This is a genomic window from Streptomyces sp. NPDC050528 (genome assembly GCF_044457795.1).
Classification (GTDB): Bacteria; Actinomycetota; Actinomycetes; order Streptomycetales; family Streptomycetaceae; genus Streptomyces.
Window position 1 is genome coordinate 702,198 of the sequence record NZ_JBITHH010000004.1, and the last position, 24,399, is coordinate 726,596.

A 24,399-nucleotide genomic window follows, 5' to 3' on the forward strand; every position below is an offset into this window, starting at 1 on the left:
CCCACTACCGTTGGGGACATGAGGGTTCGTCACAAGGCGCGGGTCGTGCTGCTCGACGACGGTCATCTGGTGGTCCTGAAGCGGGGCTGGCCCGGCGGCGATCCGTACTGCACGACCGTCGGCGGGAGCGTCGAGCCCGAGGACGCGGACCTCGAAGCGGCCCTGCGCCGCGAGGCGTTGGAGGAGATCGGTGCCACGATCGGTCCCGCCACGGAGTTCCTGACCCTGACCGAACCGCGCGGCACGAGTACCGTCGTCCAGCACTACTTCCTCGCCGATCTGGTGGCCATGGACCTGGACCTCCGTCACGGTCCCGAACTCGACGACCCCGACACGGGCCTCTTCGAACCGGTCCGGGTCGCGTTGAACCGTCCGGCCGTCGCGGCCCTCAACCTCCAGCCCGCCGAGCTGGCCGACTACGTGCTCGCGCATGTGGAGACCTGGGGCGCCTGACCATCGCACGGCGGTCACAACACCTTGAGCTCGGTGAGGAGTTGGAGGGTGTCGGTGTTGACCCAGTACTCCACGAACCTGCCGTCGCGCATCCGGAGCGTGTCGGTGCCGGTGAACGTGACCACCGTCCCGGGCTCGGCCTTGGCGCCGGGGAAGCCGCCGGCGTAGGTGCCGGTCACCGTCCACCGTATGGACGCGTAACGGCCGTCGATCAGCGGGGCGACCTGCTCGGTGAAGCGGAGATCGGGGAAGGCGGCGCGAGTCTGCTCGATCCACGCGACCAGCCCGTCGACTCCCCGGATGGAGCTGCCGTCGCCGCCGTCCAGGAGCGCGGCGTGGACGCGGAAGGCGGGGGAGATGATGCCCGGCGCCCGGTCGTAATCGCCGTTCCAGAGCCGGAGCCAGTCGTCGAGCATCGCCTTGGGCTTGTGCGCGCCATCGTGGTGGCTCTGGACGGTCGTGATCGCTGTCGTGGAGGGGGACTTGGGTGACGCGTCCGAGGCGCTCGCGGTCACGACCGTGCAGAGCAGGGCGGCGAGCGCCGCCGGGACGAGGAGTCGGGCGCGGGGACGTCGGGTGGTGCGGGCGGGCGGGACGGTGGTCACGGCGGGTCCTTCCGGGAGGAGTGGGGGTGAGGGGAGGGCGGGGCGCGTCACGGTGTCAGGACGACCTTGCCGGCGACCGTGCCGGACTCGGCCAGGCGCAGGGCGTCCGAGACGCGGGCGAGCGGGAGTTGGGCGGCGATCTGGGCGTTGACCTCACCGCGCTCGAGGGCCGCGAAGACCTGGGTGAGGTCGGCGCTGAGCTGGGCGCGGAACTTGTTCTTGTTCAGGGCGCGCCCGGCCCAGACGTTGAAGAAGTAGGCGTGACGGCCGTTCGGCAGCGCGTTCCACGTCCAGACTCGGCCGAGGATCTTGAGCACCGGCAGCTGCTTGGAGCCCTCGTCGTCACGGGTGGAGGCGCTGCCGTAGGAGACGAGGGTGCCGCCGGGGGCGAGGAGGTGCCAGGACCGGACGACGCTGGGGCCGCCGATGTGGTCGAAGACGGCGTCCACGCCGCGCGGGGAGAGCTCGCGGACGCGGGCCGTGAGGTCGGGGGCACGGTAGTCGATGGGCTCGACACCCTGCTCGCGGAGTGCGTCGTGGTGGCGCGGGGACGCCGTGCCGATCACGTTCACCCCTGCGGCATGGGCGAGTTGGACCAGGACGGTGCCGACCCCGCCGTTCGCGCCGTGCACCAGGATCGTCTGGCCGGCGCGGACGCGGGCCTTGCGGTGCAGCATCTGCCAGGCCGTGATGCCGTTGACGACGACCGTCTCGGCCTCGGCCGCGCCTATCCCCTCGGGCACCGGCACCACGTCGGCCGCGTCGACCAGCACATGGCTGGCCCAGCCGCCGACCTTGACCAGCGCGGCGACCCGGGTACCGGCCAGGCCCGGATCGACACCGGCGCCGGTGCTCTGGACGGTGCCGACCAGGTCGTAGCCGGGGACGAAGGGGAACGGGGGCTGGTCGTAGTACTTCCCGCGCCGCATCTGCTGTTCGGCGAAGGAGACCCCGGTCGCCTCCATCCGGATCACGACCTGTCCGGGGCCCGCGACGGGCACTGCTCCGTGCCGGACCTCCAGGCCCTCCGGCTCCACCTTGCCCGGCAGGACTACCTCGACGAGTGCCTCGGTGGTGTTGTCCACGTGGTTCGTGTTGTCGGTGTTGTTCATGGTGACCTCCACTGCGATCCGTTGCGAGCTAGGAGCTTTCGTGTTCGTTATAAGTTGTAACTCACGCGAGAGGGGGTCGTCAATAGCGACCGTGATAGCTTCTAACTGAAGCGTGAGCATGTAGTCGAGCGGGAGTGGAAGGCGGCCGGTCATGGCGGAAGCGGGCACGAAGACCCCACGCGAGCGGTATCGCGACCAGGTCCGCGCGGAGGTCAAGGAACACGCGCGGGAACAGATCGCCACGGCGGGCGCCTCCGCCCTCTCCCTCAACGCGATCGCCAAGCGGATGGGCATGAGCGGACCCGCCCTCTACCGCTACTTCGCCAGCCGCGACGACCTGATCACCGAACTCATCCGGGACGCGTACCGCAGCCTCGCCGACACCTTCCGCGCGGCCGCCGCCTCCGGCGCCGACCTGCCCGGACTGGCCCACGCCCTGCGCGACTGGGCCCTCGCCGACCCGCAGCGCTACTTCCTCATCTACGGCACACCCGTCCCCGGCTACCACGCGCCCGACGACGTCACCGGGATAGCGTCCGAGATCATGGCGGCCCTGCTGGACGCGAGCACGGAGCTGCCCGTGGACGGCCCCACGACCCCGTTCGAAGTCGACCTGCAAGCCCACCGGCACTGGGCCGGCGACCATCCCGCCCCGCCCGCGGCCCTCCACCGCGCCCTGACCTTCTGGACCCGCCTGCACGGCGTGCTGTCCCTGGAACTCGCGGGCCACTTCACGGGGATGGGGTTCGACCCGGCGATGTTCTTCGACTCGGAACTGGCCGTGCTGGCGGACGACACACAGGGAGCGTCATGACCGACTTCGACCCGTTCACCGACCTGCTCGACCCGCCGATGTACGTCGTCACCGCCGAGGCCGCCGGTGAGCGGGCCGGCTGCCTGGTGGGGTTCGGCTCGCAATGTTCGATCCGGCCCGCCCGATTCGTGGTCTGGCTGTCCAGGGCCAACCGGACGTTCCGGGTGGCCGAGCGCGCCGAGCGGCTCACGGTGCATCTGCTCCGCCGTGACCAGGACCGGTTGGCCCGGCTCTTCGGGGGCGAGACCGGCGACCGTACCGACAAGTTCGCGGACGTCCCGTGGCACTCGGGGCCGGGCGGGTCTCCCGTCCTCGACGAGGCGCCGGCCTGGTTCGTCGGGCGCGTGGAGAGCCGGATCGACGGCGGCGACCATGTCGGGTTCCTGCTCGCCCCGGAGTCGGTGGAGAACGGAGAGGGCGGCCACGCCGCGGTGCTGTCGCTGAAGGACGCGCTCGACATCGACATCACCCCGGGCCACCCCGCGAACTGACCGTCAAAGACGGGGTGTTGGTCGCCGACGGCAGCCAGGAGAACCCCGGGCGCAGCATTGCGATCTCGCTCAGCCGGCGGAGGCTCCGCCACCCGTGCCCGCCATCTGGCCCGCCACATACCGGAATTGGGGCCCTCGGCGGCGCCCGAAACGGGGTCGTGCGCGGCTTCGGCGGGCTCTCGTACGCACTCCGGGTGCGGTGCGTGACTGTCGTGTCGTCGGCTTCCCGGTACTCCTTCACCCGCCTGTCTGTGGCCTCGCCGAAAAGCCTCTGACCTGGTGTTTTTCCTGGTTCCGCCTAGGCTGGGGCCAACTGTCGAACGCCATGGGAGGGGTCTTCGTGAGCGCGGAAGGCATGCGGTACGACGCCACGCACATCGAGGTACTGGAGGGCGTGGAAGCCGTTCGGAAGCGGCCCGGGATGTACGTCGGCTCGACCGGTCAACGCGGGCTGTACCACCTCGTGTTGGACGTCGTCGACCGGGCCGTGAGCGAGGTCCTGGCGGGCCGCGCCCGCTCCGTCGACGTGACGCTCACGGCCGACGGCGGGGTGCGGGTCGCCGACGACGGGGCGGGAGGTGATGAGCCCTACAGCCCGGACCTCGAAGCGCAGTTGACCAGTTTCCGTGTCGGTCCGGGCCCCGTCGGCCGACGCACCGCGGTCATTGCCTTCCTCAACCTGGGGCTCTTCGTCGCCAACGCCCTGTCGAGCCGGCTGACGGCCGAGGTGCGGGGCGAGGGGACCCGATGGGTCAAGGAGTACGCGCGCGGTGTCGAGGTCGAACAGCCCGACACCGAGGGGCCGTTGACCGGTGGCGTGGGTTCGGCGACCGGAACAGGGACGACCATCTCCTTCTGGCCCGACACCGAGATCTTCGAGACGACATGGTGCTCGTTCCCCGTGCTGGCGGAGCGCTTCCGTCAACTGGCCTTCCTCAACCGTGGCTTGGCCATCTCACTGACCGACGAACGCCCGGCGGACGGAGTACGCGCGGTGCTGTACCGATTCCCGGACGGAGTACGGGACTTCGTGGCCGCCCTCGACGCGGAGACGGGGACGGCCCTCCAGCCGGACGTCTTCGGCTTCGAGCACGAGGACGAGGCAATGGCGGGGACAATGGAGGTGGCCTTGCTGTGGGGACGCTCCCGCAGGACACAGATACGCGGCTTCGCCAACAGCCTGGCCACTCACGAGGGCGGCACGCATGTCGACGGCTTTCGCGACGGAGTGGTGGCGGCGGTCACCGCGTTCGCACGGGAACGGGAGTTGGCGGCCGCGTCCGACCTCGATGCCTGCGCCGACCGTGTCGTCGAGGGCCTCACGGCAGTCGTCTCGGTGAAGCTCGACCAGCCCGAATACCTCGGCGCCACCCGCACGTTGCTGGGCAATCCCACCGTGCGGGTCCGTGTCGCGGAGGCCGTCCGGGAGCACCTCGGCACATGGTTCGAGGAACGGCCGGAGCGGGCCGCGGACATCGTCGCCGGGATCGTACGAGACATCGGCCAGGACTGACACCCGGGGGTGGTTCGTCCGGAACAACTCGGCTGCCCGAGCCGGACATCAGTCCCCGCACCGGCTCAACCCAGCGCCTGCAACAGGGAGTTGACGTAGGCGTCCAGTCGCTCCTCCACAGCCCGCGTCGTCAGCTCAACTCTCCCCGCCTCCCGCCACGGCCGAGCCACCGGCTCCACACCGGACGCGAACGCCAGCGCGTCCAGCAACCGCCAGTACAACCGCTCGCCCGCAGTGGCGGCCAGCACCCCGCCGGCCTCCTCGTACGCCTCGGCGAACCGCAGACCCCAGTCCGGGCCGTGGAGCAGCGCGAGGTTGGTGGAGCAGTGCGCCACATCCAGGTCCGCCGGCCCCCAGGAGGTCTGAACCCAGTCGACGACACCGGTGACACGGAGACCCGCCTCGTCGTGGGACGGCCCGTCGAACAGCACGTTGCCGGGATGGAAATCCCGGTGCAGGAACCGTCCCTCGTACCGGGGCGCGGGCTTGCGGATCACGTCGGTCGCCGCGGCCCAGGCCACCGCGTCGGCGCCGTGCGGAGGGACGACGGCGTCGGCGGTCGTCCACGCCTGGTACTCCTTGGGCCGGTCGGCGGGGCGCAGTCCGTGGATCGCCACGAGTTGCCGGGCCAGCAGGGGGACCCGCACCGCCAGTCCCTCGTCGGCGAGGACGGTCCGGCCCGGCAGATGGGTCATGAGAAGCGAGGGGTACTCGCAGTGCGCGGCGCTGTCATCCACCGCGACCGGTCCGGGAGCCGGTACGTCGGTCTCCGCGAGCAGGGCGAGGGCGTCGGCCTCGCGGTTCAGCATGTCCTGGGCGCGCTCCACGAAGTACGGGTCGACGAAGGTCCGCAGCACCAGGTCACGGCTGCCTCCGTGCCGCGTACCGATGGTCAGCCGCCGCATCTCGGCGGTGATGCCACCGTGCAACTCCTCGACTCCGACGACCCGTTCGCCGACCTCCAGATGCCAGCTCACCCAGGCCAGGGTCAACGGCCGTACAGCCCCCGCCACTTCGTCGTGCGTCATCGCGCCACCCCTTCATCCTGTCGTGCTGTTCCTACCGTTCCTAGGGCAGCGGCAGCGACCGCAGGATGTGATGGACCATCGTCTCGATGACGACGTAGTCCGGGTCGCCTCCCGGCAGGAGGAAAGCCGGGTACGCGCTGGCCACGGTCTCTGGGTAGGCCGGCGATGTGCGTGGTGCGGCATCACCTTTCGCGTGCGGTCCGGCGCGCAGGTCGATGCTGATCATGTGATCCCGGGTGGCGCGGTCGTTGCGGGGGGTGAAGGTCAGGAATCGCCCGCCGACCAGGTCGGCTTGCTCCGTGGTCGTGGAGTAACTCCACAGTTTCTTCGGGTGGTCGAGGTCGTAGGCGTTCCAGTCCCCGTCGCTGGAATCCTCTGGACTGACCTCGAAGAGCATCAGCACACCGTCGGCCGAGATCAGAGAGCGTTCGGGTTTGTCGTCGGTGGCCTTGGCGGTGGGGAGCGGTCGGAGGTCGCCCGGGTCGAGACGGCGGAGGGGCGGGAAGGTGTCCGCGGTCGTGTACGCGATGCCTGAACAGACGAGGTAGTGGCCACCGGTGACGAGGTGCGGGCACTCGGTGCCGGAGGGCGTGCTCGCGAGCGTCGCGCCGGTACGGGCGGCGCGTGCCGTGACCTTCGAGGAGTCGGTCGTGTAGACGCGCCCGCCGAACGCGGCCGGGCTCTCGTACCGGTCGGCGTCGACGGTCTTGTGCCACAGCGTCGTACCGTCGGACGCCCGGTAGGCGCCGAGCGCGACCTTCGCCTCGCGGTCGAAACTGCTCCACGCGTCGAGCGCGTAGACGATCCCGTCCGCCGCGACGAACTGGGTGTACACGCGGTCGGCGGGCAGTCGGTGGGACCAGGCCGCCTTGCCGGTGCGCAGGTTGGCGGCGCGCAGGGTGCGGCCGCCGCTGGTCACCGCGCGTTCGTCGGCCTTGTCCACGACGAGTCCGAGGTTCTTGCCGGTGGTGGTCGTGGGCACGGTCCAGCTGACCGCGCCGTCGGACCGGGAGCGTCCGACGAAACCGTCCGCACCGGTGGAGCACACGACCTGGTGGGCCGTGGCACCGCAGACCTGTACGCCCTCCGGACCGGAGAGGTCCTGGGTCCAGACACGCCATGAGTCCTGGCCGCCGTCGGACGCCTGCGCCGTCGCGGCGGTTGAAGCGGCGGAGGTCGACGCGGAGGAGTGCGCGGACGCGGTGGTCGTCGTACGCCCCGTCTCGGTGGACCGCGCGTCCCCGGAGCTCGAACAGCCGACCACCATCACCCCGACCAGCGCGGCACCCACCACCCCGCATACCAGTCGAACCCGTCGCATCGGCCGCCCCCGTCGTAAAGCACCCATGCTTTCAGACGCCGCGTCGCACGCACCACGTCAATACACACCCGGTCGGCGAAGGCGACACGCGGCGGAGTGATGACCCGACCGGCTGGTCCTCGGACCCGGACGGTGTGGCGGCACGGCAGGTGGGGCCGGGTTGGGGACACTCGCGGTCCGGCGCCGAGCGGGCGGCGGATCCCCTGTCTGGCTGGAGAAACGTGGTGCGACTTCCCCTGTTCCGGGCCGTGCTGGCGGCCTCGGTGCTCGTGGCGTCCGGAGCGGCCGCCGCGCCGGTCCGGGCCGACGGGACGTCCCGGCCCCGGGCCGTCGACGATCTCGCGCGGTACGTCAACCCGTTCGTCGGCACCGCCCCCGGCGGCCCCGACTTCGGCCACGGCGGCGGCGCGGGCAACACCTTCCCGGGCGCCTCGGCACCGCTCGGCGGGGTGCAGTGGAGCCCCGACACGGTGACGTACCAGCACGGCGGCTACTCCTACGGCGACAACCGCATCCGCGGCTTCAGCCTCGCCCACATCTCCGGAGCGGGCTGCGCCGCCTACGGCAACGTCCCCTTCATGCCCACCCAGGAGACCGCACCGCCGGCCTACGCCACGTTCTCGCACGCCAACGAGCAGGCGGCGCCCGGCAGTTACCACGTCACCTTCGACAACGGCATCGGCACCGACCTCACCACCACCCAGCGCTCGGGCATCGCCCGCTTCACCTACTCGGCGAACGACACCCGCCCCGCCGCCGTGAGCATCGACGCGGCCAAGGCGTTCACCGCGGCCACGGGATCGGTCGACATCGGCGCCAACACACTCTCCGGGTACAGCGACAGCGGTGCCTTCTGCAAGTCCAAGAACCGCTACCGGCTCTACTTCCACGCGACCTTCGACCAGCCTTTCGCCCAGGCCTCCCACCCCGACGGCAAGGCGGGCTCGGCCATGGTCACCTTCGCCCCCGGCGTGCGCACGGTGACCGCCCGGGTCGGCGTCTCCTTCGTCGACGTGGAGGGCGCCCGCCGCAACGCGCTGAACGAGCAGAAGGCACAGTCGTACGACACGATCCGGCAGGACGTGCGCGACGACTGGAACGGGTGGCTGAACCGGATCACCGTCGGCGGTGGTACGGACGCGCAGCGCCGCGTCTTCTACACCGCGCTCTACCACGCCCTCCTGCACCCCAGCGTCTTCAGCGACACCGACGGCCGCTACACCGGCATGGACGGCCTCGTCCACCGCACCCAGGCCGGGCACGTCCAGTACGCGAACTTCTCCGGCTGGGACGTCTACCGCTGCCAGGTCCAGCTCCTGGCACTGCTCGCCCCGCGCGAGGCCTCCGACATCGCACAGTCCGTCCTCAACCAGGGCCTCCAGGCAGGGTACTTCGACCGCTGGACCCTCGCGAACGGCGGCAGCGGCGTCATGGTCGGCGACCCGCTGCCCGCCATCGCGTCCGCGATCCACGCCTTCGGCGGCACCGACTTCGACGCAAGCACCCTGCTGCGTACGGCTCTTGCGGACCGCCAGGACAACCGCCAGCGCCCCGGACACGAGCAGTACGACTCTCTCGGCTACGTCCCCGCCGGCACCAAGGGCGTCTGGGGCTCGGTCTCCACCACCCTCGAATACGCCGTCGCCGACTACGCGCTCGCCCAACTCGCCCACCGGATCGGTGACTTGACGTCCTACGACACCCTGCTGCGGGCCTCCGGGAACTGGCGCAACCTCTTCAACCCCGCCACCGGCTACCTCCAGCCCCGCGCCGCCGACGGCACCTGGCCCGCCTTCACCCCGGCCCAGAAGACGGAGTACGTGGAGGGCAACGCGGCCCAGTACACGTGGATGGTTCCGCAGGATCTGCCCGGCCTGTTCGCGGCGATGGGCGGGGACGCAGCCGTCACCGCCCGCCTCGACACCTTCTTCACCAACCTCAACGCGGGCGCCGGTGAGCCGTACGCCTACCTGGGCAACGAGCCCTCGTTCGGGACTCCTTGGGCCTACGCCTCCGTCGGCCACGCCGACCGTGCAGGGGCGGTCACGCACCGCGCCCTGTCCACGCTGTTCACCGACGCCCCTGGCGGACTCGTCGGCAACGACGACCTCGGCGCCATGTCGTCCTGGGCGGTGTGGGCGAGCCTCGGCCTGTACCCGGAGGTCCCCGGCACCGACCAACTCGTCCGCACAGAGCCCCTGTTCACCACCGCCACCGTCCACCGGGGCAACGGCGCCTCGCTCACGGTTGGCGCCGGGTCGCGCAGGCACTCACGTCGCTAGCGGGGTCCGTACGGGACGGGCCGCCGGTCCGGGCGCGGCCGTGACCTCGGTCGGTTTCAGCGCACCGTGCGGCCCGTCGCACTCCACCACCACGCGGATCGGCGCGCCGCACTCGGTGTGCCGTACGTCGAGAACCGGCCCCTCGGGGTCGGCGGCGTACGTCTCGCCCCACTGCCGCAGCGCCATGAGGATCGGCCACAGATCGCGGCCCTTGCTCGTCAGCCGGTACTCGTGCCGGGTGCGGCTCCCCGCCTGCTGGTAGGGCACCGTCGTCAGGATGCCGGCCGCCACCAGCTTGCGGAGCCGGTCGGCCAGCACCGCGTCCGAGAGCCCGATATGGCGCCGGAAGTCGTCGAAGCGCCGGACTCTGATGAACGCGTCCCGCAGGATCAGCAGGGTCCACTTCTCGCCGACGAGATCGAGCGTGCTCTGGACCGGGCAGTTCTCCGTGCTCACGTCGAGCCATTCCATGCGGCCAGCGTAGCCACCTGGCTCTGTCATTGACAGTCAGCTGCGGGCGGATCTAGCTTCTTTTCAGGAAGCCAGCTGGGAGGTAGCGCCGTATGGGACGGTCACGCACGTACGAGTGGGAGGACCCGGGGGTCTCGGCAGCCGCCGTAGGACAGTCCACGGGGCTGGAATTCCTGCGGGAGCTGATCGGTGGGCGGCTGCCCGCGCCGCCCATCGGGGCCACGCTGAACTTCACGCTCGACGAGGTGGAGCACGGGCATGCGGTGTTCTCGCTGATACCGGGGGAGGAGCACTACAACCCCATCGGCAGCGTGCACGGTGGGGTCTACGCCACGCTGCTCGACTCCGCGGCCGGGTGTGCGGTGCAGTCCACGTTGCCGCAGGGCATGGGGTATACCTCGCTCGACCTGACCGTGAAGTTCCTGCGCCCGATCACGGCCGACACCGGGCGCGTCCGCGCCGTAGGGACCGTGCTGAACGGTGGACGGCGTACCGCGCTCGCCCAGGCCGAACTGTTCGACGAGAAGGACCGGTTGCTCGCGCACGCCACGAGCAGCTGCCTGCTCTTTCCCGTCCCGGGTGTCTGACCCCGGAACGGCGGAAATCCGCCTGTCCCCCGCGCAGGCGGATCCGTACCGTCAACTCCCTTGATCCATACGGTCGCAGGCGCTGCCGGAACGCTGTGCATTCTGCCGGGTGGCGTGGCCGTGGTGGTATGGGGAGAAGTACGTACGTGGGTACGTAGGTACGTGGACGTGACACACGCGGGATCGTGAGGGCGTATGACGGGCGGGCCGGCCGGGGCGTACGAACGCATGCTGGCGGTGGCGGTGGCGGCGCTGCACGAACGGGAACCCGAGCGGTTGTGGCCGTTGGTCGCGGCTGCCCTGCCGGAGGTGTGCGGGGGCGAGGCGCTGATCTACAAGCTCGGTGAGTGGACGGACCGGAGTGGCTCGATGGGGCTGTCGCCCGGCGCCGCGGCGCACTTCGGGCGGATCGACGACGAGGCGATGGCGGTGCTGCGGCGGGGATATCCCTTCGCGGACCACTACGCCAGGGCCGGTGCCGTCCGGCGACCCGGGACCGCGCATCGGATGGCCGGGAAAGGGTGGGCGCGGAGTCGCACCGCGGGGACGATCAGCCGCTTGATGGACGCGGATCACGTTCTGGCGATACCTCTGCCCGGTACGACGACTCCGGTGACCGGTTGCCTGGTGTACCGCGCGGGTGCGGACTTCACCGAGGACCAGGTGCGGGCCGCCGAGGAGTTGCAGCCGCTGTTGGCCGGGGTGGAGCAGCAGCGGCAACTCCTCGAACGGTGGCGTGCGATGGCGGCACCGGCCGAGGCGGCGGAGGTACCGGGGGACTCCCGGCTCACGCCTCGCCAGGTCACTGTCCTGCTGCTCCTCGCGGATGCGCTCACGGCGTCGGCCATTGCTCACCGGCTGGGCATCTCCGTCCGTACGGTCCATAAGCACGTCGAGAGTTTGTATCGGAAGCTGGGTACGCGGGATCGGGTGAGTACGGTGCTTCGGGCGCAGGAGATCGGGCTTTTGCCGCGGCGGGCGGGGCGCTGAGGCTGCGGGGCGGTGCTTCGGGGCTTTGGGTCGGCTCGTGGGTGCGGGTCGGTGGGGGCTGGTCGCGCAGTTCCCCGCGCCCCTAGGGGGTTTGGGTGTGGCGGTGTTCGAGGGGTGCGCCTGCGTGGCTGAGCCGTATATGGATGCAGGCCCGCGTCCCTAGGGGGTCTGGTTGTGCGCGGCGGAGCCGCATGTCGGCACCGCGCCGCGCGCTGCGGAGCAGCGATCTCGACTCGTGCAGCCGTCGGCATCCGCGTTGGATCGGACATCGACCCCCCGCCCACTGCCCCGAACCCCCTCGATGTCCGATGATCGTCCTGGACACCCGGGGCCCCGCGGCCCGTACACGGCATCGACAGGAGCTCACTTCCGTGGTTTACGACATCACCGCCCTGCGCGCCCTGTTTCCCGCTCTGAGTGGTGGGACCGCTCACTTCGACGGGCCCGGTGGCACGCAGACGCCCCGGCCTGTCATCGAGGCCATTACCCGGGCGCTGGCTAATCCGCTCTCGAACCGTGGGCAGGTGACCGTGGGGGAGCGCAACGCCGACGCGATCGTCACCGGGGCTCGTGAGGCCATGGCCGATCTGCTCGGGGCGGAGGCTTCGGGGATCGTGTTCGGGCGTAGCGCCACGCAGCTCACCTACGACTTCTCCCGTACCCTCGCCGCGAGTTGGGCGCCCGGAGACAAGGTCGTCGTCACCCGGCTCGACCACGATGCCAACATCCGGCCTTGGGTACAGGCGGCCGAGCGTGTTGGCGCAACCGTGCGGTGGGCCGACTTCGACCCCGCTACCGGTGAACTGACCCTGGACCACCTCCGCGCCGTTCTGTCCGAGCGGACCCGGCTGGTTGCCGTCACCGCCGCCTCCAACCTGATCGGGACCCGTCCCGCGGTCACCGAGATGTCCCGTCTGGTGCATGAGATGGGCGCCCTGTTCTGGGTCGACGGTGTCCACTACACCGCGCATGCCCTGGTCGACATCGACCGACTCGGCGCGGACTTCTTCGTCTGTTCGCCGTACAAGTTCCTCGGCCCGCACCACGGTGTCCTTGCCGCTCGCCCCGCATTGCTGGAAACCCTGCGGCCGGACAAGCTTCTTCCGTCCTCCGACGCGGTTCCCGAACGCTTCGAACTCGGCACGCTGCCCTACGAGTTGCTCGCCGGCACGAGTACCGCCGTGGACGTCCTCGCCGGGCTGGACTCGGACGCCACCGGTAGCCGGCGCGAGCGGCTGGCCGTGAGTCTCGCCGCGCTCCACCGGCACGAGGAGACCCTGCGCACGCTCATCGACCACGGGCTCGCCGAGTTGGAGGGGGTCATCGTCCACTCGAAGGCCGTCGATCGTACGCCCACCGTGCTCCTGACCCTGGATGAATCGTTCGGCGCGCAGGGTACGCAGGAGGCCTCCCGGTTCCTGGCGGAACGTGACGTACACGCGCCGGCCGGTTCCTTCTACGCCATCGAAGCCTCGCGACGGCTGGGGCTGGGCGACTCCGGTGGGCTGCGCATCGGCCTCGCGCCCTACACCGGCACCGACGACGTCGACCGGCTTCTGAACGGGCTCGCTCTGTTCTTGAAGCAGGCGTCCCGCTGATGGCCTGCGTCCTCAAGTCGCCTTCTTAGTAGGAGAGTTGAGGCGCGCTATACGTGCTTGCCCGACAGTCGTTCCACGCCCCGCAGCAGTGCCGAATGGTCCAGGGCGCCGTCTCCGTTCGCGCGGGCCGACGCCATCAACTGGGCGGTGAGGGCGCCCAGGGGGAGGACGGCGCCGATGGCGCGGGCCGCGTCGGTGACGATGGTCATGTCCTTGTGGTGGAGGTCGATGCGGAAGCCGGGCTTGAAGTCGTGGTTCAGCATGGCGTCCTTCTTGCGGGTCAGGACGGTGGAGCCCGCCAGGCCTCCGCCCAGGACCTCCAGGGCGGAGGGGAGGTCGGCGCCCGACTTCTCCAGGAAGACGACCGCCTCCGCGAGGGCCTGGATGTTGGCCGCGACGATGAGCTGGTTGGCGGCCTTCACCGTCTGGCCCGCGCCGTGCGGGCCCACGTGGACGACGGTCGTGCCGAGGGCGCGGAAGACCGGCTCGGCGTCGGTGAAGTCGGCGCTCTCGCCGCCGACCATGATGGACAGCACGGCGTCCACCGCACCCGCCTCGCCACCGGACACCGGGGCGTCCAGGACCCGTACGCCCTTGGCCCGGCCCGCCTCGGCTACGGCGACCGCTGTGCGCGGGCCGATGCTGCTCATGTCGATGAGGAGACTGCCCGGGCGGGCGTGCGCCAGGACGCCGTCCGGGGCGAGCACGACCTCCGTGACCTCCGCGTCCGCGGGGAGCATCGTGATCACCACGTCCGCAGCGCCGACCGCCAACGCGATGTTGTCCGCTCCCTGGCCTCCCGCCTCGACTAGGCGGTCCACCGCCGGGCGGCTCCGGTTGTATCCGATCACGGTGTGACCGGCCCGGACGAGGTTCGCGGCCATGGGGGAGCCCATGATGCCGAGGCCGATGAAGGCGATGGTGCGGGGCTGGACGGCTGACGTGGCCATGGTGGGGTGCGCTTCCTTCTGGTCGTCGGCGTGCGGGGCGAGAGGGGCGGGTGTTGCGGCAGCGTGCACGATCCGCCCGCGTCGAGCGTAGTGGCGGTACGGATGATGGAAAAAAGATGTGTCCAATGACGGGATAATGATGGATTCCACCCCTTCAACAATGCCCTGCGACGCACCTACCGTTGCGCCCATGTAAACGGCCTGGCCGGCGGCTGATCAGTACGTCTCGGCTGATCAGTACGTCTTTCGGTCATGACGGCTCCTGGAGGGAGAAGGCAATGGCGCCTGCGGAACTACTCATCGGCAGCCGGTGGCAGGCATCGGCGGGGGAGGGACGGACCCGGGAGGTCACGTCGCCCTTCGACGGCTCCACCGTCGGCACGGTCGGGGTGGCCGGTCCCGAGGACGTCGAGCGGGCTCTCGTCGCGGCGGAGCTCGGCGCCGCGATCTGGCGGCGGACGCCGGCCCACGAGCGCATGACGATCCTGCTGCGCGCGGCGGAACTCGCCGACCAGCGCGCCGAGAAGATCGCGCGGACCATCAGCGCCGAGTCGGGCAAGACCATCACCGAGGCCACCGGCGAGGCCTCCCGCTCCGGCGACCTGATCCGTCTCGCGGCCTTCGAGGGCACCCAGCTCTACGGCGAGACCCTGCCGTTGGACGCCAACCGCGGCACCGGCCAGGACAAGGTCGGATTCACCCTGCGCCAGCCGTGCGGTGTCGTCGTGGCCATCACGCCGTTCAACTACCCGGCCCTGCTCGTGCTCCACAAACTCGCCCCCGCGCTCGCGGCGGGCAACGCCGTCGTCCTCAAGCCGGCCACCTCCACGCCGTTGACCGCGTTGGCCCTCGCCGAGTGCTTCGTGGACGCCGGCCTTCCCGAGGGCGTGCTCTCGGTGCTCGTCGGCTCCGGCGGTGTGCTGGGCGACCTCCTCGTCACCGACCCCCGGGTACGGAAGATCTCCTTCACCGGTTCCACCGCGACCGGCGAGCACATCGCACGCGTCGCCGGGGTGAAGAAGCTCTCCCTCGAACTGGGCGCCTCCTGCCCGGTCGTCGTCCTGCCCGACGCCGACCTCGAACTGGCAGCCAGCGCCGTCGCGTTGGGCGGTTACGTCAACGCCGGGCAGGTGTGCATCTCCGTCCAGCGCGTGATCACGCACCCGTCGATCACCGGCGACTTCCTCGACGCGCTCGTGCCGAAGGTCAAGGCCATCACGACCGGCGACCCGTCGTCCCCCGACACGACCATGGGCTCGCTCATCACGACCGCCGAGGCGGAACGCGTGGAGCGCGCCATCGCCCAGGCCGGTGCCGACGGCGCCCGCATCCTGACCGGCGGCGAGCGCGACGGGACCGTGGTGTCCCCGGCCGTCGTGGCCGACGTCGACCCCAACTCCCCGTTCAGCCAGCAGGAGTTGTTCGGCCCCGCCGTCGCCGTCAGCTCGGCCGCCGACTGGGAGTCCGCCATCGCCCAGGCCAACGGCACCGACTACGGCCTCGGCGCCGGCATCTTCACTTCCGACATCGCGGGCGCGGTCCGTGCCATCCGGGAGATGGACGCCGGCTCGGTCCACATCAACTGGACGCCCCTGTGGCGCGCCGACCTGATGCCGTACGGCGGCCTGAAGGGCAGCGGCTACGGCAAGGAAGGCCCCCGCGCCGCCGTCAGTGAGATGACCGAGGTCAAGACCATCGTGCTGCACGGCCGCCCCTGGTGATCCCGTCGCGTCCCCGTACATCCCCGCACTCAGGAGCCGACTCATGACCGACCGGACGCAACAGGGCACGGTGCGCCTCACCGTCGCCCAGGCCGTCGTCACCTACCTCTCCCGCCAGTACTCCGTGGCCGACGGCGAGCGCCGCCGCCTCGTACCGGCCGCGCTCGGCATCTTCGGGCACGGCAACGTGGCCGGACTCGGCCAGGCCCTCGACCAGCTCAGCGACCAACTCCCGTTCGTCCAGGGCCGGAACGAGCAGGCGCTGGTCCACATCGCGACCGCCTACGCCAAGGCCACCAAGCGGCACTCCACCCTCGCGGTGACCGCCTCGATCGGCCCCGGCGCGCTCAACATGGTCACCGGCGCGGGCCTCGCCACCGTCAACCGGCTGCCCGTCCTGCTGCTGCCCGGCGACACCTACGCAACGCGCCACCAGGGCCCGGTACTTCAGCAGCTCCAGCACCCGATCGAGGCCGACGCCTCGGTGAACGACGCCTTCCGGCCCGTCTCCCGCTTCTTCGACCGCATCACCCGCCCCGAGCAGCTGCTGACGGCTCTCCCCGCGGCGATGCGCGCCCTCACCGACGTCGACACCGGCGCGGTCGTCGTCTCGCTCCCGCAGGACATCCAGTCCCACGCCTACGACTACCCGGTCGCGTTCTTCGCCGAGCACGACTGGCCGATCCGCCGCCCCGCACCGGACGCCGACGAGGTCGCCGTGGTCGCGCGCCTGCTCGCCGAGGCGGAGAAACCGCTGATCATCGCCGGTGGCGGGGTAGTGTACTCCGGTGCCACCGAGGAGCTGGAGGCTCTCGCCGACGCGGCTGGCGTCCCCGTCGTCGAGACGTTCGCGGGCAAGGGCGCCGTCCAGCGCCGCGCCTGGTGGCAGCTCGGCGGCATCGGCCTCGAAGGCACCCCGGCGGTCAACACCCTTGCCCGGGAAGCCGACTTCGTGCTCACCGTCGGCTCGCGGCTGACCGACTTCGCGACCGCCTCGCACTCCGTCTTCCAGAACCCGGACGTGCGCTTCGCCAGCATCAACGTCAACGTGCACGACGCGGGCCGCCTCGGCGCGACCGGCATCGTCGCCGACGCCAAGCGCGCCCTCGCCGCGCTGGCAGAGGCCGTACAGGCCAACGGCACGACCACGTCCGAGAGTTGGCAGGGCAAGGTGCGCACCCTGGACGAGCGGTGGCAGGCGGAACGCATCGCCGCGCTCGACCCGGACACCGCCTTCGACTTCAGCGCGCTGCCGGACGACTCCGACGTCGTACGGGGCACCGAAGCCGCCCTGACCCAGGGCCAGTTGATCGGTCTGCTCCAGGAGCACGCGCGGGCCGGAGACACGATCATCGCCGCCGCCGGTGGCCCGCCCGGTGACCTGCAGAAGGTGTGGGACGCCACCGAAGGGCGGTTCGCGCACCTGGAGTTCGGGTTCTCCTGCATGGGCTACGAGCTGCCCGCCGCGATCGGTGTGCGCTTCGCGCAGCCGGACGCGTCGAAGCGCGTGCTGTCCCTGCTCGGCGACGGCACCTTCCTGATGGCGCCGACCGAGCTGGTCACGGCCGCCCAGGAGCGACTCCCAATCACGATCGTGATCCCGGAGAACCACGGCTACCAGGTCATCCACCGGCTCCAAATGGGCCGCAACGGGCGGGAGTTCGGCAACGAGTTCCGCTACCGCGACGGCAGCCTGGGGATCGGCTCGGGCAAGCCCGCGCGTCTGGAGGGCGACTACCTCCAGGTCGACCTCGTGAAAACGGCGGAAGGCCTGGGTGCCCGCGCCCTCCGCGCCACGACCACCGCCGAGGTGCGCGCCGCGCTCGCCGACACCCGGGACCACGACGGCCCGGTCGTCCTGGTCGTCCCCGTGATCCCGCACGCCGACCTCCCCGGCGCCGGTGTCTGGTGGGACGTGGCCCCGGCCGAGGTCTCCGAGCAGGAAGCCGTCGCGCAACTCCGCGACGAGTACGAAGAGGGTCTCGCGTCCCAGAGGTGGTACGGATGAGCAACTCACCCTTGGACCATGGGCGGCTGCGCGCCCGACTCGCCGCCGGCGAGGCCACGTTGGGCACCTTCGTCGGCACCGCCTCCCCGGTCTCCGCCGAGGTGTGCGCCGCCGCCGGTGCCGACTGGCTGCTGCTCGACCTCGAACACGGCGCGGGCGGCGAAGAACAGGCTCGCTACGTCTTCCCGATCGCGGCGTCCTACGGCGTCCCGACCGTCGTCCGCGTGGAGTCCGCGGCCCGCATCCGCATCGGCCGCGTCCTCGACCTGGGCGCCGCCGGCATCATGCTGCCGCGCCTCGACACGGCGGCCGAAGTCGCCGAAGCGCTACGGCACTTGAGGTACCCGCCCACGGGTGACCGGGGTGTGGCCACGTACAACCGTGCCTGCCGCTTCGGGCTCGACTCCGGCGCGCTGGACCGCGAGGGCGAGATCCTCGGCGTGGTCCAGATCGAGTCGGCGAGTTCCCTGTCCGAGGTCGAGGCGATCGCGGCGCTGGACGGCGTCGACGTCCTGTTCGTCGGCCCGCGCGACCTCAGTCACGACCTCGGTGTGCCCGGCGAGTTCGACGCGCCGGTCTACCGCGAGGCCCTGGAGCGCGTCCGCAAAGCCGCCGCCGCGCACGGCAAGGCCTGTGGACTGCTCGTCCCCGACGGGGCGGCGGCCGCCGCGAAACGGGCCGAGGGGTGGACGTTCATCGGCATCGGCTCGGACGCGACGCTGCTCGCGGCGGCGCTGTCCGCTGCGCTCGGCCAGGCCCGGGGGTAGAGGTTGAGGCCGGCTGTGTCGTTATGCGGCTGCGCCGCAGGGCGGTGAGCGTCGTCTTTCGTCCGGCGCGCCGTCGTGGCTGGTCGCGCCGTTCCCCGCGCCCCTGGGGCGTGCGCCCCAAGGGCGCGCCCGCCCCACTTCATGAAGGCTGCTTGGCACCGTCAGGAGACAGCAATGAACCCCAACACCCCGGGCGCCGCCCGTGAGATCGGCGTCGGACTGATCAGTGTCGGCTGGATGGGCAAGCTGCACAGCCGCGCCTACCAGGCCCTCCCGTCCGTCTACCCCGAGCTGGGCATCAAGCCCCGCCTCGTCCACGCCGCCGATACGGCCGAGGACCGCGCCGCGTACGCCCGTGACGTCCTCGGCTACGAGCGGGCGGGCACTGACTACCGTGCCGTTCTCGACGACCCCGAGGTCGAGGTCGTCTCCGTCTGCGCGCCCAATCTCCTGCACCACGAGATAGGGATCGCCGCCGCCAAGGCCGGCAAGCCGTTTTGGATCGAGAAGCCCGTCGGGCGCGGTGCCGAGGAGACCGCCGAGGTCGCCTCGGCAGCCCGCGCGGCCGGGGTCGTCACCTCCATCGGTTACAACTACCGCCACGCCCCCGCCGTCGAGCGCGCCCGCGAGCTGATCGCCGAGGGCCGCCTGGGCCGTATCACCAACGTCCGCGCCACCTTCTTCTCCGGCTACGCCTCCGAGCCCAAGGGCGCCTTGTCCTGGCGGTTCAAGCGGGACCTGGCCGGACACGGCGCGCTCGGTGACCTGCTGAGCCATGTCGTGGACCTGGTCAGCTATGTCGTCGCCCCGATCGACGAGGTCTCCGCCCTCACCAGCACCGTCTACACCGAGCGCCCGATCCTGCCCATGGGCTCGGGCACGCACTTCGCGGTGATCGAGGACGGCGAGCTGGCGCCCGTGGAGAACGACGACTACAGCGCCGCCCTCGTCCGCTTCCACGGCGGAGCGGTCGGCACGCTGGAGGCGTCCCGCATCATCGTCGGCCCGCAGTGCGGCATCGGCTTCGAGATCTACGGCACCGACGGCTCGGTCACCTGGAACTTCGAGCGCATGAACGAACTGCGCGTCGCCCTGGACCGCAGCGGCCCCCAGCAGGGCTACACCACCGTCCTCGGCAACGGCCACATGGGCGACTACGCCAGCTTCCAGCCGGGCCCGGGCAACAGCATGGGCTACGACGACCTCAAGGTGATCGAGGCCAAGAAGTTCCTCGCCGCCGTCGCCGGCATCGAGCACAACAACTCGACGATCGAGGACGCGCACGCCGTCGCCGAGGTCATCGCGGCCGCGGCGGCCTCCGCACAGAACGGTGCCTGGCAGCCGGTGCCCGCCGTGCCGGGCGCCAACTTCGGTCATCCGGTGCGGAGTTGATCGTATGAGCGAGCATGTGGTGGTGGCCCTCGGGCCCGTCGACACCGACACCGTGGGCCCCGTCCTGGGGGAACGGGTCCGGTTCGTCACCGACCCCACGCCCGACGATCTCGCGGTCGCCGAGGGCGCCATCGTCCGCGCCGACCGCCGCGTCGACGAGGACTTCCTACGGCGCGCCCCGCGCCTGCGGGTCATCGCCCGCACCGGGGTCGGCGTGGACCTCGTCGACGTCGAGAGTGCCTCCGCGCGGGGCATCCCCGTGGTCATCACCCCGAACAGCGGCAGCCGGGCCGTCGCCGAGGGCGTCTTCGCCATGGCCCTGCACCTCACCAAGCGCCTCAAGCCGCTCACCGAGCTGGTGCGCGACGGCCAGTGGGCCCGGCGCAACACCGTCCCGGTCGGCGACCTGGACGGCGCCACCCTGGGCATCGTCGGTTACGGCCGCATCGGCCGCCGGGTCGGCGAACTCGCCGCCGCCTTCGGGATGCGCACGCTGGCCTACGACCCGTTCAGCCCGCCGCCGGCCGAGCTGGCCCGCACCGATCTCGGTGAACTTGCCGAGGCGAGCGACGTGTTGACCCTGCACGCCCCGCTCGTGGAGGAGACCCGGCACCTCGTGGACGAGCGGCTGCTCGCCCGCGTCAAGCCGGGCGCGATCCTGATCAACTGCGGGCGCGGCGGCCTGCTCGACCCGGATGCCACCCTGGCGGCACTGGAATCGGGGCGGCTGTCGGGCGTAGGACTGGATGTGTTCGATCCGGAACCCGCCCTCTACCATCCGTTGTTCGATCACCCCGACGTGGTTCTCACCCCTCATCTGATGGGTATGACGCGCCGGGCGATGACCTTGACCTTCGTCGACGCCGCCCGCGGTGTCGCCGACATCCTCGCGGGGCGGCCGCCGGCCGCAGTCGCCAACCCCGACTGGAACCTCAGAAAGGCCACAGCATGACCACCACCCCCCTGAACAGGATCGCCGGTGCCCCCATCTCCTGGGGTGTGTGCGAAGTGCCCGGCTGGGGCTACCAGTTGACGCCCGAGCGGGTCCTGAACGAGATGCGCGAGGTCGGCCTCGCCGCCACCGAGTTCGGCCCCGAGGGCTTCCTGCCCAGCGCGCCGGACGCCATGGCCCGCACCCTCGCCGACCACGACCTGCACGCCGTCGGCGGCTTCACCCCGCTGCTGCTGCACGTGCCCGGACACGACCCGCTGCCCGAGGCCGAACAGCTCCTCGCGGGCTACGACGCCTCCAAGGCCGAGGTGCTCGTCCTGTCGGCCGTCACCGGCCAGGACGGCTACGACTCCCGCCCCGAACTCGACGCCGACGGCTGGAAGTTGCTGCTCTCCAACCTCGACCGGCTCGCCTCGCTGGCCGCCGAGCGCGGGGTGCGCGCCGTCCTGCACCCGCACGTCGGCACGATGATCGAGAACGGCGACGAGGTCCGCCGCGTTCTGGAGCACTCGGCGATCTCGCTCTGTCTCGACACCGGCCACCTCCTCATCGGCGGCACCGACCCGGCCGAGCTGACCCGCCAGGCGCCCGAGCGCATCGCCCACACGCACATGAAGGACGTGGACGCCTCCCTCGCCGCCAAGGTCCAGGACGGCAAGCTCAGCTACACCGACGCCGTGCGCAAGGGCATGTACCGGCCGCTGGGCGCGGGCGACGTGGACGTCGAGGCCATCGTGACCCACCTCAGCGCGCGCGGCTACGACGGCTGGTACGTCCTCGAACAGGACACCATCCTCACCGAGGAGCCCAAGGCGAAGGGCCCGGTCGAGGACGTGTGGGCCAGCGCGGAGCACCTGCGCTCGGTGCTGCGCGGCGTCGCGTAGTCGTATACGGGGCCTGATGCGTTTTTGATGGCTTCTGAGGGATTGACCGATGCGTGACGGCCATCCCAAAATGCCGGAGCGATCGGGTTCCGCCTCTTTTCCGAACGTGAGGAATCCAGGAAACAGAAATGACCGCTGACCAATTTCTGGCCACTTGTTGGACCACGGCGGGCGACACCGCTCCCGACGAGGAGGACCTGCGCAGTCCACTGAATCTGAGGGAGCGGGTGGAAGCGGCGCGGGACGCCGGATTCACCGCCTTCGGGCTGCTGTACGCGGACCTGGTGGAGGCCGAGCGCGAGTACGGGATCGCCGGGATCCGGTCGCTCTTCGCGGACAACGGGATCGACCACGTCGAGCTCGAACTCCTCACCGACTGGTGGGCCGACGGACCCCGGCGGGCCGCGTCGGACACCGTCCGCACCGGCATGCTCAGAGCCATCGAGGCACTCGGCGCCCGCACCTTCAAGATCGGCCCCGACGTCGCGGACGAACCCTGGGAACTCGACGTCTGGGCCAAGGAGTTCGCCGTACTGGCCGCCCAGGCCGACGGCGTGGGCGCCCGCCTCGGGGTCGAGCCCCTGCCCTGGTCGAACCTCAAGACCGTGCACGACGGGCTACGGCTCGTCGAGGCCGCCGGTCATCCGGCGGGCGGGCTCATCATCGACGTCTGGCACGTCGAGCGCGCCCACACGCCGCCGGCCGAACTGGCGGACGTACCCGGGTCACGGATCGTCGGCGTGGAGCTGAACGACGCCCACAGTGACGTCGTCGGCACGCTCTTCGAGGACACCGTGCATCGCCGACTCCTGTGCGGAGAGGGCTCGTTCGACCTGCCGGGGATCGTCGCCGCGCTCCGGACGGCCGGTTTCCGCGGCCCCTGGGGCGTGGAGATCCTCTCCGACACGCACCGTGCGCTGCCGGTGCGGGAGGCCGCCGCGGCGGCTTATCGGAGTGCCGCGGCGCTCGTGAACTGAAAAGGCCACAGGGGTGGCGGGAGCGAAACCACGGTCGCTCCCGTCGCCCCTGTTTTCATTTCCAATTCGATGTACGGGACACGCTTTTGGCGGCCGTCAAGCAATTGTTCAGACATCTTGTCGTGATGGATAAATGATGTCATTACAAGCGTTGACCTCAGGGTGGCGTGACGGTTCTATCTCGTCATAGGCAACAGCCGTGTTAACGGCATGTGATCCGCGGTCTTCGCACGATCAGCCGCCCTTTCCCCTGTAGCACAGTGAGGTGCCGGAAAGATGGACCGTACATCCCACCCCCGCTCCCGCAGAATCCTCCCCGTCGTCGCGGCGGCGGCGACGGCCGCACTGCTTGTGGCCGGCTGCTCCAGCAGCTCCGGAGGCAAGCAGTCCACCGAGAGCGGCAGCGGTGTCTCGGCAGGCAAGGCCACCACGCCCCGCATGACGATCGCGATGATCACGCATGCGGCCCCCGGTGACACGTTCTGGGACACGATCCGCAAGGGCGCCCAGGCCGCGGCCGCCAAGGACAACGTCAAGCTCGTGTACTCCAGCGACCCCAACGGCCCGAACCAGTCGAACCTGGTGCAGAACGCGATCGACCAGAAGGTCGACGGCATCGCGCTCACCCTCGCCAAGCCCGACGCCATGAAGAACGTCGTCGCCACGGCAGAGAAGGCCGGCATCCCCGTCGTCGGCTTCAACACCGGCGTGCAGGACTGGAAGAAGCAGGGCCTGCTGGAGTACTTCGGCCAGGACGAGAGCATCGCCGGTGAGGCGTTCGGCCGGAAGCTCAACTCGGTCGGCGCCAAGCACACCATCTGCGTGATCATGGAGCAGGGCCAGGTCGCCCTGGAGGCCCGCTGCGCCGGCGTCAAGAAGACCTTCACCGGCAAGACCGACATCCTCTACGTCAACGGCACGGACATGCCGTCGGTGAAGTCGACGATCACGGCCAAGCTCACGCAGGACAAGACCATCGACTACGTGACGACACTCGGCGCCCCGTTCGCGATGACCGCCATCCAGTCCATCGCCGATGCCGGCAGCAAGGCCAAGCTCGCCACCTTCGACCTCAACAAGGACGCGGTCGGCGCCATCAAGGCCGGCAAGATCCAGTGGGCCGTCGACCAGCAGCCGTACCTCCAGGGCTACTTGGCGGTCGACTCGCTGTGGCTCTACAAGACGAACGGCAACTACAGCGGCGGCGGCCAGGAGCCCGTGCTGACCGGCCCGGCCTTCGTCGACAAGACGAACGTCGCCAAGGTGGCCGAGTTCGCCGCCAAGGGAACCAGGTGACACCCATGACTCAGCTCACGGCTCCGGCGACGGGCTCCCCGTCGCCGGCTCCGCCGGTCCTCGAAGCGGACGGACGGACCTCCGAAAGGGCCTTGCCGCTACGGCTGTTGGCGCGTCCCGAGGTGGGTGTCTTCCTCGGTGCGGCCGCGGTGTACGTGTTCTTCCTGATCGCCGCTCCGCCGGTGCG

General features: G+C 70.6%; 22 protein-coding genes and 1 pseudogene. 17 read left to right on the forward strand and 6 right to left on the reverse strand.

The genetic code is table 11. The features are described 5' to 3' along the window. Positions 1 to 18: 18 nt before the first annotated feature. Positions 19 to 453, forward strand: a complete 435-nt coding sequence (locus tag ACIBK4_RS18160) for an NUDIX domain-containing protein (protein WP_398995748.1) — start codon at positions 19 to 21, stop codon at positions 451 to 453. Between the two features lie 14 nt (positions 454 to 467). On the opposite strand, the gene ACIBK4_RS18165 is transcribed toward ACIBK4_RS18160, so the two are convergent. Next, complete coding sequence (locus tag ACIBK4_RS18165; protein ID WP_398995749.1) at positions 468 to 1,058, reverse strand: ester cyclase; 591 nt, start codon at positions 1,056 to 1,058, stop codon at positions 468 to 470. Between the two features lie 47 nt (positions 1,059 to 1,105). Beyond that, positions 1,106 to 2,170, reverse strand: a complete 1,065-nt coding sequence (locus ACIBK4_RS18170; RefSeq protein ID WP_398995750.1) for a medium chain dehydrogenase/reductase family protein — start codon at positions 2,168 to 2,170, stop codon at positions 1,106 to 1,108. Positions 2,171 to 2,321: 151 nt separating this feature from the next. Between ACIBK4_RS18170 and ACIBK4_RS18175 the strand changes: the two genes are divergently transcribed. From ACIBK4_RS18175 to ACIBK4_RS18185, 3 genes are all read left to right on the forward strand, one after another. After that, the gene (locus tag ACIBK4_RS18175) at positions 2,322 to 2,984 is read left to right on the forward strand and encodes a TetR/AcrR family transcriptional regulator (protein ID WP_398995751.1); all 663 of its coding nucleotides are present in this window, start codon (positions 2,322 to 2,324) and stop codon (positions 2,982 to 2,984) included. Continuing rightward, entirely contained in the window at positions 2,981 to 3,475 is a 495-nt protein-coding gene (locus ACIBK4_RS18180; protein WP_398995752.1) for a flavin reductase family protein, read from the forward strand. The genes ACIBK4_RS18175 and ACIBK4_RS18180 overlap by 4 nt, the downstream gene beginning before the upstream one ends. Before the next feature lie 340 nt (positions 3,476 to 3,815). Continuing rightward, the gene (locus tag ACIBK4_RS18185) at positions 3,816 to 4,988 is read left to right on the forward strand and encodes a DNA gyrase subunit B (protein ID WP_398995753.1); all 1,173 of its coding nucleotides are present in this window, start codon (positions 3,816 to 3,818) and stop codon (positions 4,986 to 4,988) included. A 65-nt stretch (positions 4,989 to 5,053) separates the two neighbouring features. Here ACIBK4_RS18185 and ACIBK4_RS18190 read toward each other — a convergent pair whose 3' ends face one another. Together ACIBK4_RS18190 and ACIBK4_RS18195 are read right to left on the reverse strand one after the other, a co-directional pair. After that, positions 5,054 to 6,016, reverse strand: a complete 963-nt coding sequence (locus tag ACIBK4_RS18190; RefSeq protein ID WP_398995754.1) for a phosphotransferase family protein — start codon at positions 6,014 to 6,016, stop codon at positions 5,054 to 5,056. Positions 6,017 to 6,056: 40 nt separating this feature from the next. Beyond that, on the reverse strand, positions 6,057 to 7,337 hold the full coding sequence (locus ACIBK4_RS18195) for a PQQ-binding-like beta-propeller repeat protein (protein WP_398995755.1): 1,281 nt from the start codon (positions 7,335 to 7,337) through the stop codon (positions 6,057 to 6,059). Positions 7,338 to 7,561: 224 nt separating this feature from the next. Here ACIBK4_RS18195 and ACIBK4_RS18200 point away from each other — a divergent pair, with 224 nt between their 5' ends. Then, on the forward strand, positions 7,562 to 9,619 hold the full coding sequence (locus ACIBK4_RS18200; protein WP_398995756.1) for a GH92 family glycosyl hydrolase: 2,058 nt from the start codon (positions 7,562 to 7,564) through the stop codon (positions 9,617 to 9,619). Here ACIBK4_RS18200 and ACIBK4_RS18205 read toward each other — a convergent pair. After that, a complete protein-coding gene (locus tag ACIBK4_RS18205) occupies positions 9,608 to 10,090 on the reverse strand; it encodes a winged helix-turn-helix transcriptional regulator (RefSeq protein ID WP_398995757.1) in 483 nt (160 codons plus the stop codon). The two genes, ACIBK4_RS18200 and ACIBK4_RS18205, sit on opposite strands and share 12 nt — an antisense overlap. Positions 10,091 to 10,182: 92 nt before the next feature. Between ACIBK4_RS18205 and ACIBK4_RS18210 the strand changes: the two genes are divergently transcribed. The 3 genes from ACIBK4_RS18210 to ACIBK4_RS18220 all read left to right on the forward strand — a co-directional run bounded on the left by ACIBK4_RS18210 (position 10,183) and on the right by ACIBK4_RS18220 (position 13,265). Further along, on the forward strand, positions 10,183 to 10,677 hold the full coding sequence (locus tag ACIBK4_RS18210; protein WP_398995758.1) for a PaaI family thioesterase: 495 nt from the start codon (positions 10,183 to 10,185) through the stop codon (positions 10,675 to 10,677). A gap of 195 nt (positions 10,678 to 10,872) precedes the next feature. Then, positions 10,873 to 11,667 carry a response regulator transcription factor gene (locus ACIBK4_RS18215; protein ID WP_398995759.1) on the forward strand — a complete coding sequence of 265 codons (795 nt, stop codon included), beginning with the start codon at positions 10,873 to 10,875 and terminating at the stop codon, positions 11,665 to 11,667. A gap of 371 nt (positions 11,668 to 12,038) precedes the next feature. Next, the gene (locus tag ACIBK4_RS18220) at positions 12,039 to 13,265 is read left to right on the forward strand and encodes a cysteine desulfurase-like protein (protein WP_398995760.1); all 1,227 of its coding nucleotides are present in this window, start codon (positions 12,039 to 12,041) and stop codon (positions 13,263 to 13,265) included. Between the two features lie 47 nt (positions 13,266 to 13,312). Here the strand turns inward: ACIBK4_RS18220 and ACIBK4_RS18225 are convergent, their stop codons facing one another. Then, the gene (locus ACIBK4_RS18225; protein ID WP_398995761.1) at positions 13,313 to 14,215 is read right to left on the reverse strand and encodes a 2-hydroxy-3-oxopropionate reductase; all 903 of its coding nucleotides are present in this window, start codon (positions 14,213 to 14,215) and stop codon (positions 13,313 to 13,315) included. A 278-nt stretch (positions 14,216 to 14,493) separates the two neighbouring features. Between ACIBK4_RS18225 and ACIBK4_RS18230 the strand changes: the two genes are divergently transcribed. From ACIBK4_RS18230 to ACIBK4_RS18270, 9 genes and pseudogenes are all read left to right on the forward strand, one after another. Continuing rightward, a complete protein-coding gene (locus ACIBK4_RS18230) occupies positions 14,494 to 15,936 on the forward strand; it encodes an aldehyde dehydrogenase family protein (RefSeq protein WP_398995762.1) in 1,443 nt (480 codons plus the stop codon). 43 nt (positions 15,937 to 15,979) lie between these two features. Continuing rightward, positions 15,980 to 17,944: a 3D-(3,5/4)-trihydroxycyclohexane-1,2-dione acylhydrolase (decyclizing) gene (gene iolD, locus ACIBK4_RS18235; RefSeq protein WP_398995763.1), complete on the forward strand. Its 1,965-nt coding sequence runs from the start codon at positions 15,980 to 15,982 to the stop codon at positions 17,942 to 17,944. Beyond that, positions 17,941 to 18,711, forward strand: a complete 771-nt coding sequence (locus ACIBK4_RS18240; protein WP_398995764.1) for an HpcH/HpaI aldolase/citrate lyase family protein — start codon at positions 17,941 to 17,943, stop codon at positions 18,709 to 18,711. The genes iolD and ACIBK4_RS18240 overlap by 4 nt, the downstream gene beginning before the upstream one ends. Before the next feature lie 174 nt (positions 18,712 to 18,885). Beyond that, positions 18,886 to 20,103, forward strand: coding sequence for a Gfo/Idh/MocA family protein (locus ACIBK4_RS18245; RefSeq protein WP_398995765.1), 1,218 nt, complete (start codon positions 18,886 to 18,888; stop codon positions 20,101 to 20,103). Between the two features lie 4 nt (positions 20,104 to 20,107). Beyond that, positions 20,108 to 21,055: an NAD(P)-dependent oxidoreductase gene (locus ACIBK4_RS18250; protein ID WP_398995766.1), complete on the forward strand. Its 948-nt coding sequence runs from the start codon at positions 20,108 to 20,110 to the stop codon at positions 21,053 to 21,055. Then, complete coding sequence (locus ACIBK4_RS18255; protein ID WP_398995767.1) at positions 21,052 to 21,939, forward strand: sugar phosphate isomerase/epimerase family protein; 888 nt, start codon at positions 21,052 to 21,054, stop codon at positions 21,937 to 21,939. The genes ACIBK4_RS18250 and ACIBK4_RS18255 overlap by 4 nt, the downstream gene beginning before the upstream one ends. 128 nt (positions 21,940 to 22,067) lie before the next feature. Next, positions 22,068 to 22,916 carry a sugar phosphate isomerase/epimerase family protein gene (locus ACIBK4_RS18260; protein ID WP_398995768.1) on the forward strand — a complete coding sequence of 283 codons (849 nt, stop codon included), beginning with the start codon at positions 22,068 to 22,070 and terminating at the stop codon, positions 22,914 to 22,916. Positions 22,917 to 23,192: 276 nt separating this feature from the next. Then, on the forward strand, positions 23,193 to 24,212 hold the full coding sequence (locus ACIBK4_RS18265) for a sugar ABC transporter substrate-binding protein (protein WP_398995769.1): 1,020 nt from the start codon (positions 23,193 to 23,195) through the stop codon (positions 24,210 to 24,212). 5 nt (positions 24,213 to 24,217) lie between these two features. Next, positions 24,218 to 24,399: pseudogene (locus tag ACIBK4_RS18270) on the forward strand (ABC transporter permease); the annotation flags it as partial.

Excerpts from the sequence above, each read along its gene's own strand:
- ACIBK4_RS18195 (WP_398995755.1), bottom strand. The coding sequence starts at position 7,337 with ATGCGACGGGTTCGACTGGTATGCGGGGTGGTGGGTGCCGCGCTGGTC.
- ACIBK4_RS18170 (WP_398995750.1), bottom strand. The coding sequence starts at position 2,170 with ATGAACAACACCGACAACACGAACCACGTGGACAACACCACCGAGGCA.
- ACIBK4_RS18205 (WP_398995757.1), bottom strand. The coding sequence starts at position 10,090 with ATGGAATGGCTCGACGTGAGCACGGAGAACTGCCCGGTCCAGAGCACG.
- ACIBK4_RS18265 (WP_398995769.1), top strand. The coding sequence starts at position 23,193 with ATGGACCGTACATCCCACCCCCGCTCCCGCAGAATCCTCCCCGTCGTC.
- ACIBK4_RS18250 (WP_398995766.1), top strand. The coding sequence starts at position 20,108 with ATGAGCGAGCATGTGGTGGTGGCCCTCGGGCCCGTCGACACCGACACC.
- ACIBK4_RS18190 (WP_398995754.1), bottom strand. The coding sequence starts at position 6,016 with ATGACGCACGACGAAGTGGCGGGGGCTGTACGGCCGTTGACCCTGGCC.
- ACIBK4_RS18245 (WP_398995765.1), top strand. The coding sequence starts at position 18,886 with ATGAACCCCAACACCCCGGGCGCCGCCCGTGAGATCGGCGTCGGACTG.
- ACIBK4_RS18230 (WP_398995762.1), top strand. The coding sequence starts at position 14,494 with ATGGCGCCTGCGGAACTACTCATCGGCAGCCGGTGGCAGGCATCGGCG.
- iolD (WP_398995763.1), top strand. The coding sequence starts at position 15,980 with ATGACCGACCGGACGCAACAGGGCACGGTGCGCCTCACCGTCGCCCAG.
- ACIBK4_RS18215 (WP_398995759.1), top strand. The coding sequence starts at position 10,873 with ATGACGGGCGGGCCGGCCGGGGCGTACGAACGCATGCTGGCGGTGGCG.
- ACIBK4_RS18210 (WP_398995758.1), top strand. The coding sequence starts at position 10,183 with ATGGGACGGTCACGCACGTACGAGTGGGAGGACCCGGGGGTCTCGGCA.
- ACIBK4_RS18160 (WP_398995748.1), top strand. The coding sequence starts at position 19 with ATGAGGGTTCGTCACAAGGCGCGGGTCGTGCTGCTCGACGACGGTCAT.
- ACIBK4_RS18240 (WP_398995764.1), top strand. The coding sequence starts at position 17,941 with ATGAGCAACTCACCCTTGGACCATGGGCGGCTGCGCGCCCGACTCGCC.
- ACIBK4_RS18180 (WP_398995752.1), top strand. The coding sequence starts at position 2,981 with ATGACCGACTTCGACCCGTTCACCGACCTGCTCGACCCGCCGATGTAC.
- ACIBK4_RS18225 (WP_398995761.1), bottom strand. The coding sequence starts at position 14,215 with ATGGCCACGTCAGCCGTCCAGCCCCGCACCATCGCCTTCATCGGCCTC.
- ACIBK4_RS18255 (WP_398995767.1), top strand. The coding sequence starts at position 21,052 with ATGACCACCACCCCCCTGAACAGGATCGCCGGTGCCCCCATCTCCTGG.
- ACIBK4_RS18175 (WP_398995751.1), top strand. The coding sequence starts at position 2,322 with ATGGCGGAAGCGGGCACGAAGACCCCACGCGAGCGGTATCGCGACCAG.
- ACIBK4_RS18260 (WP_398995768.1), top strand. The coding sequence starts at position 22,068 with ATGACCGCTGACCAATTTCTGGCCACTTGTTGGACCACGGCGGGCGAC.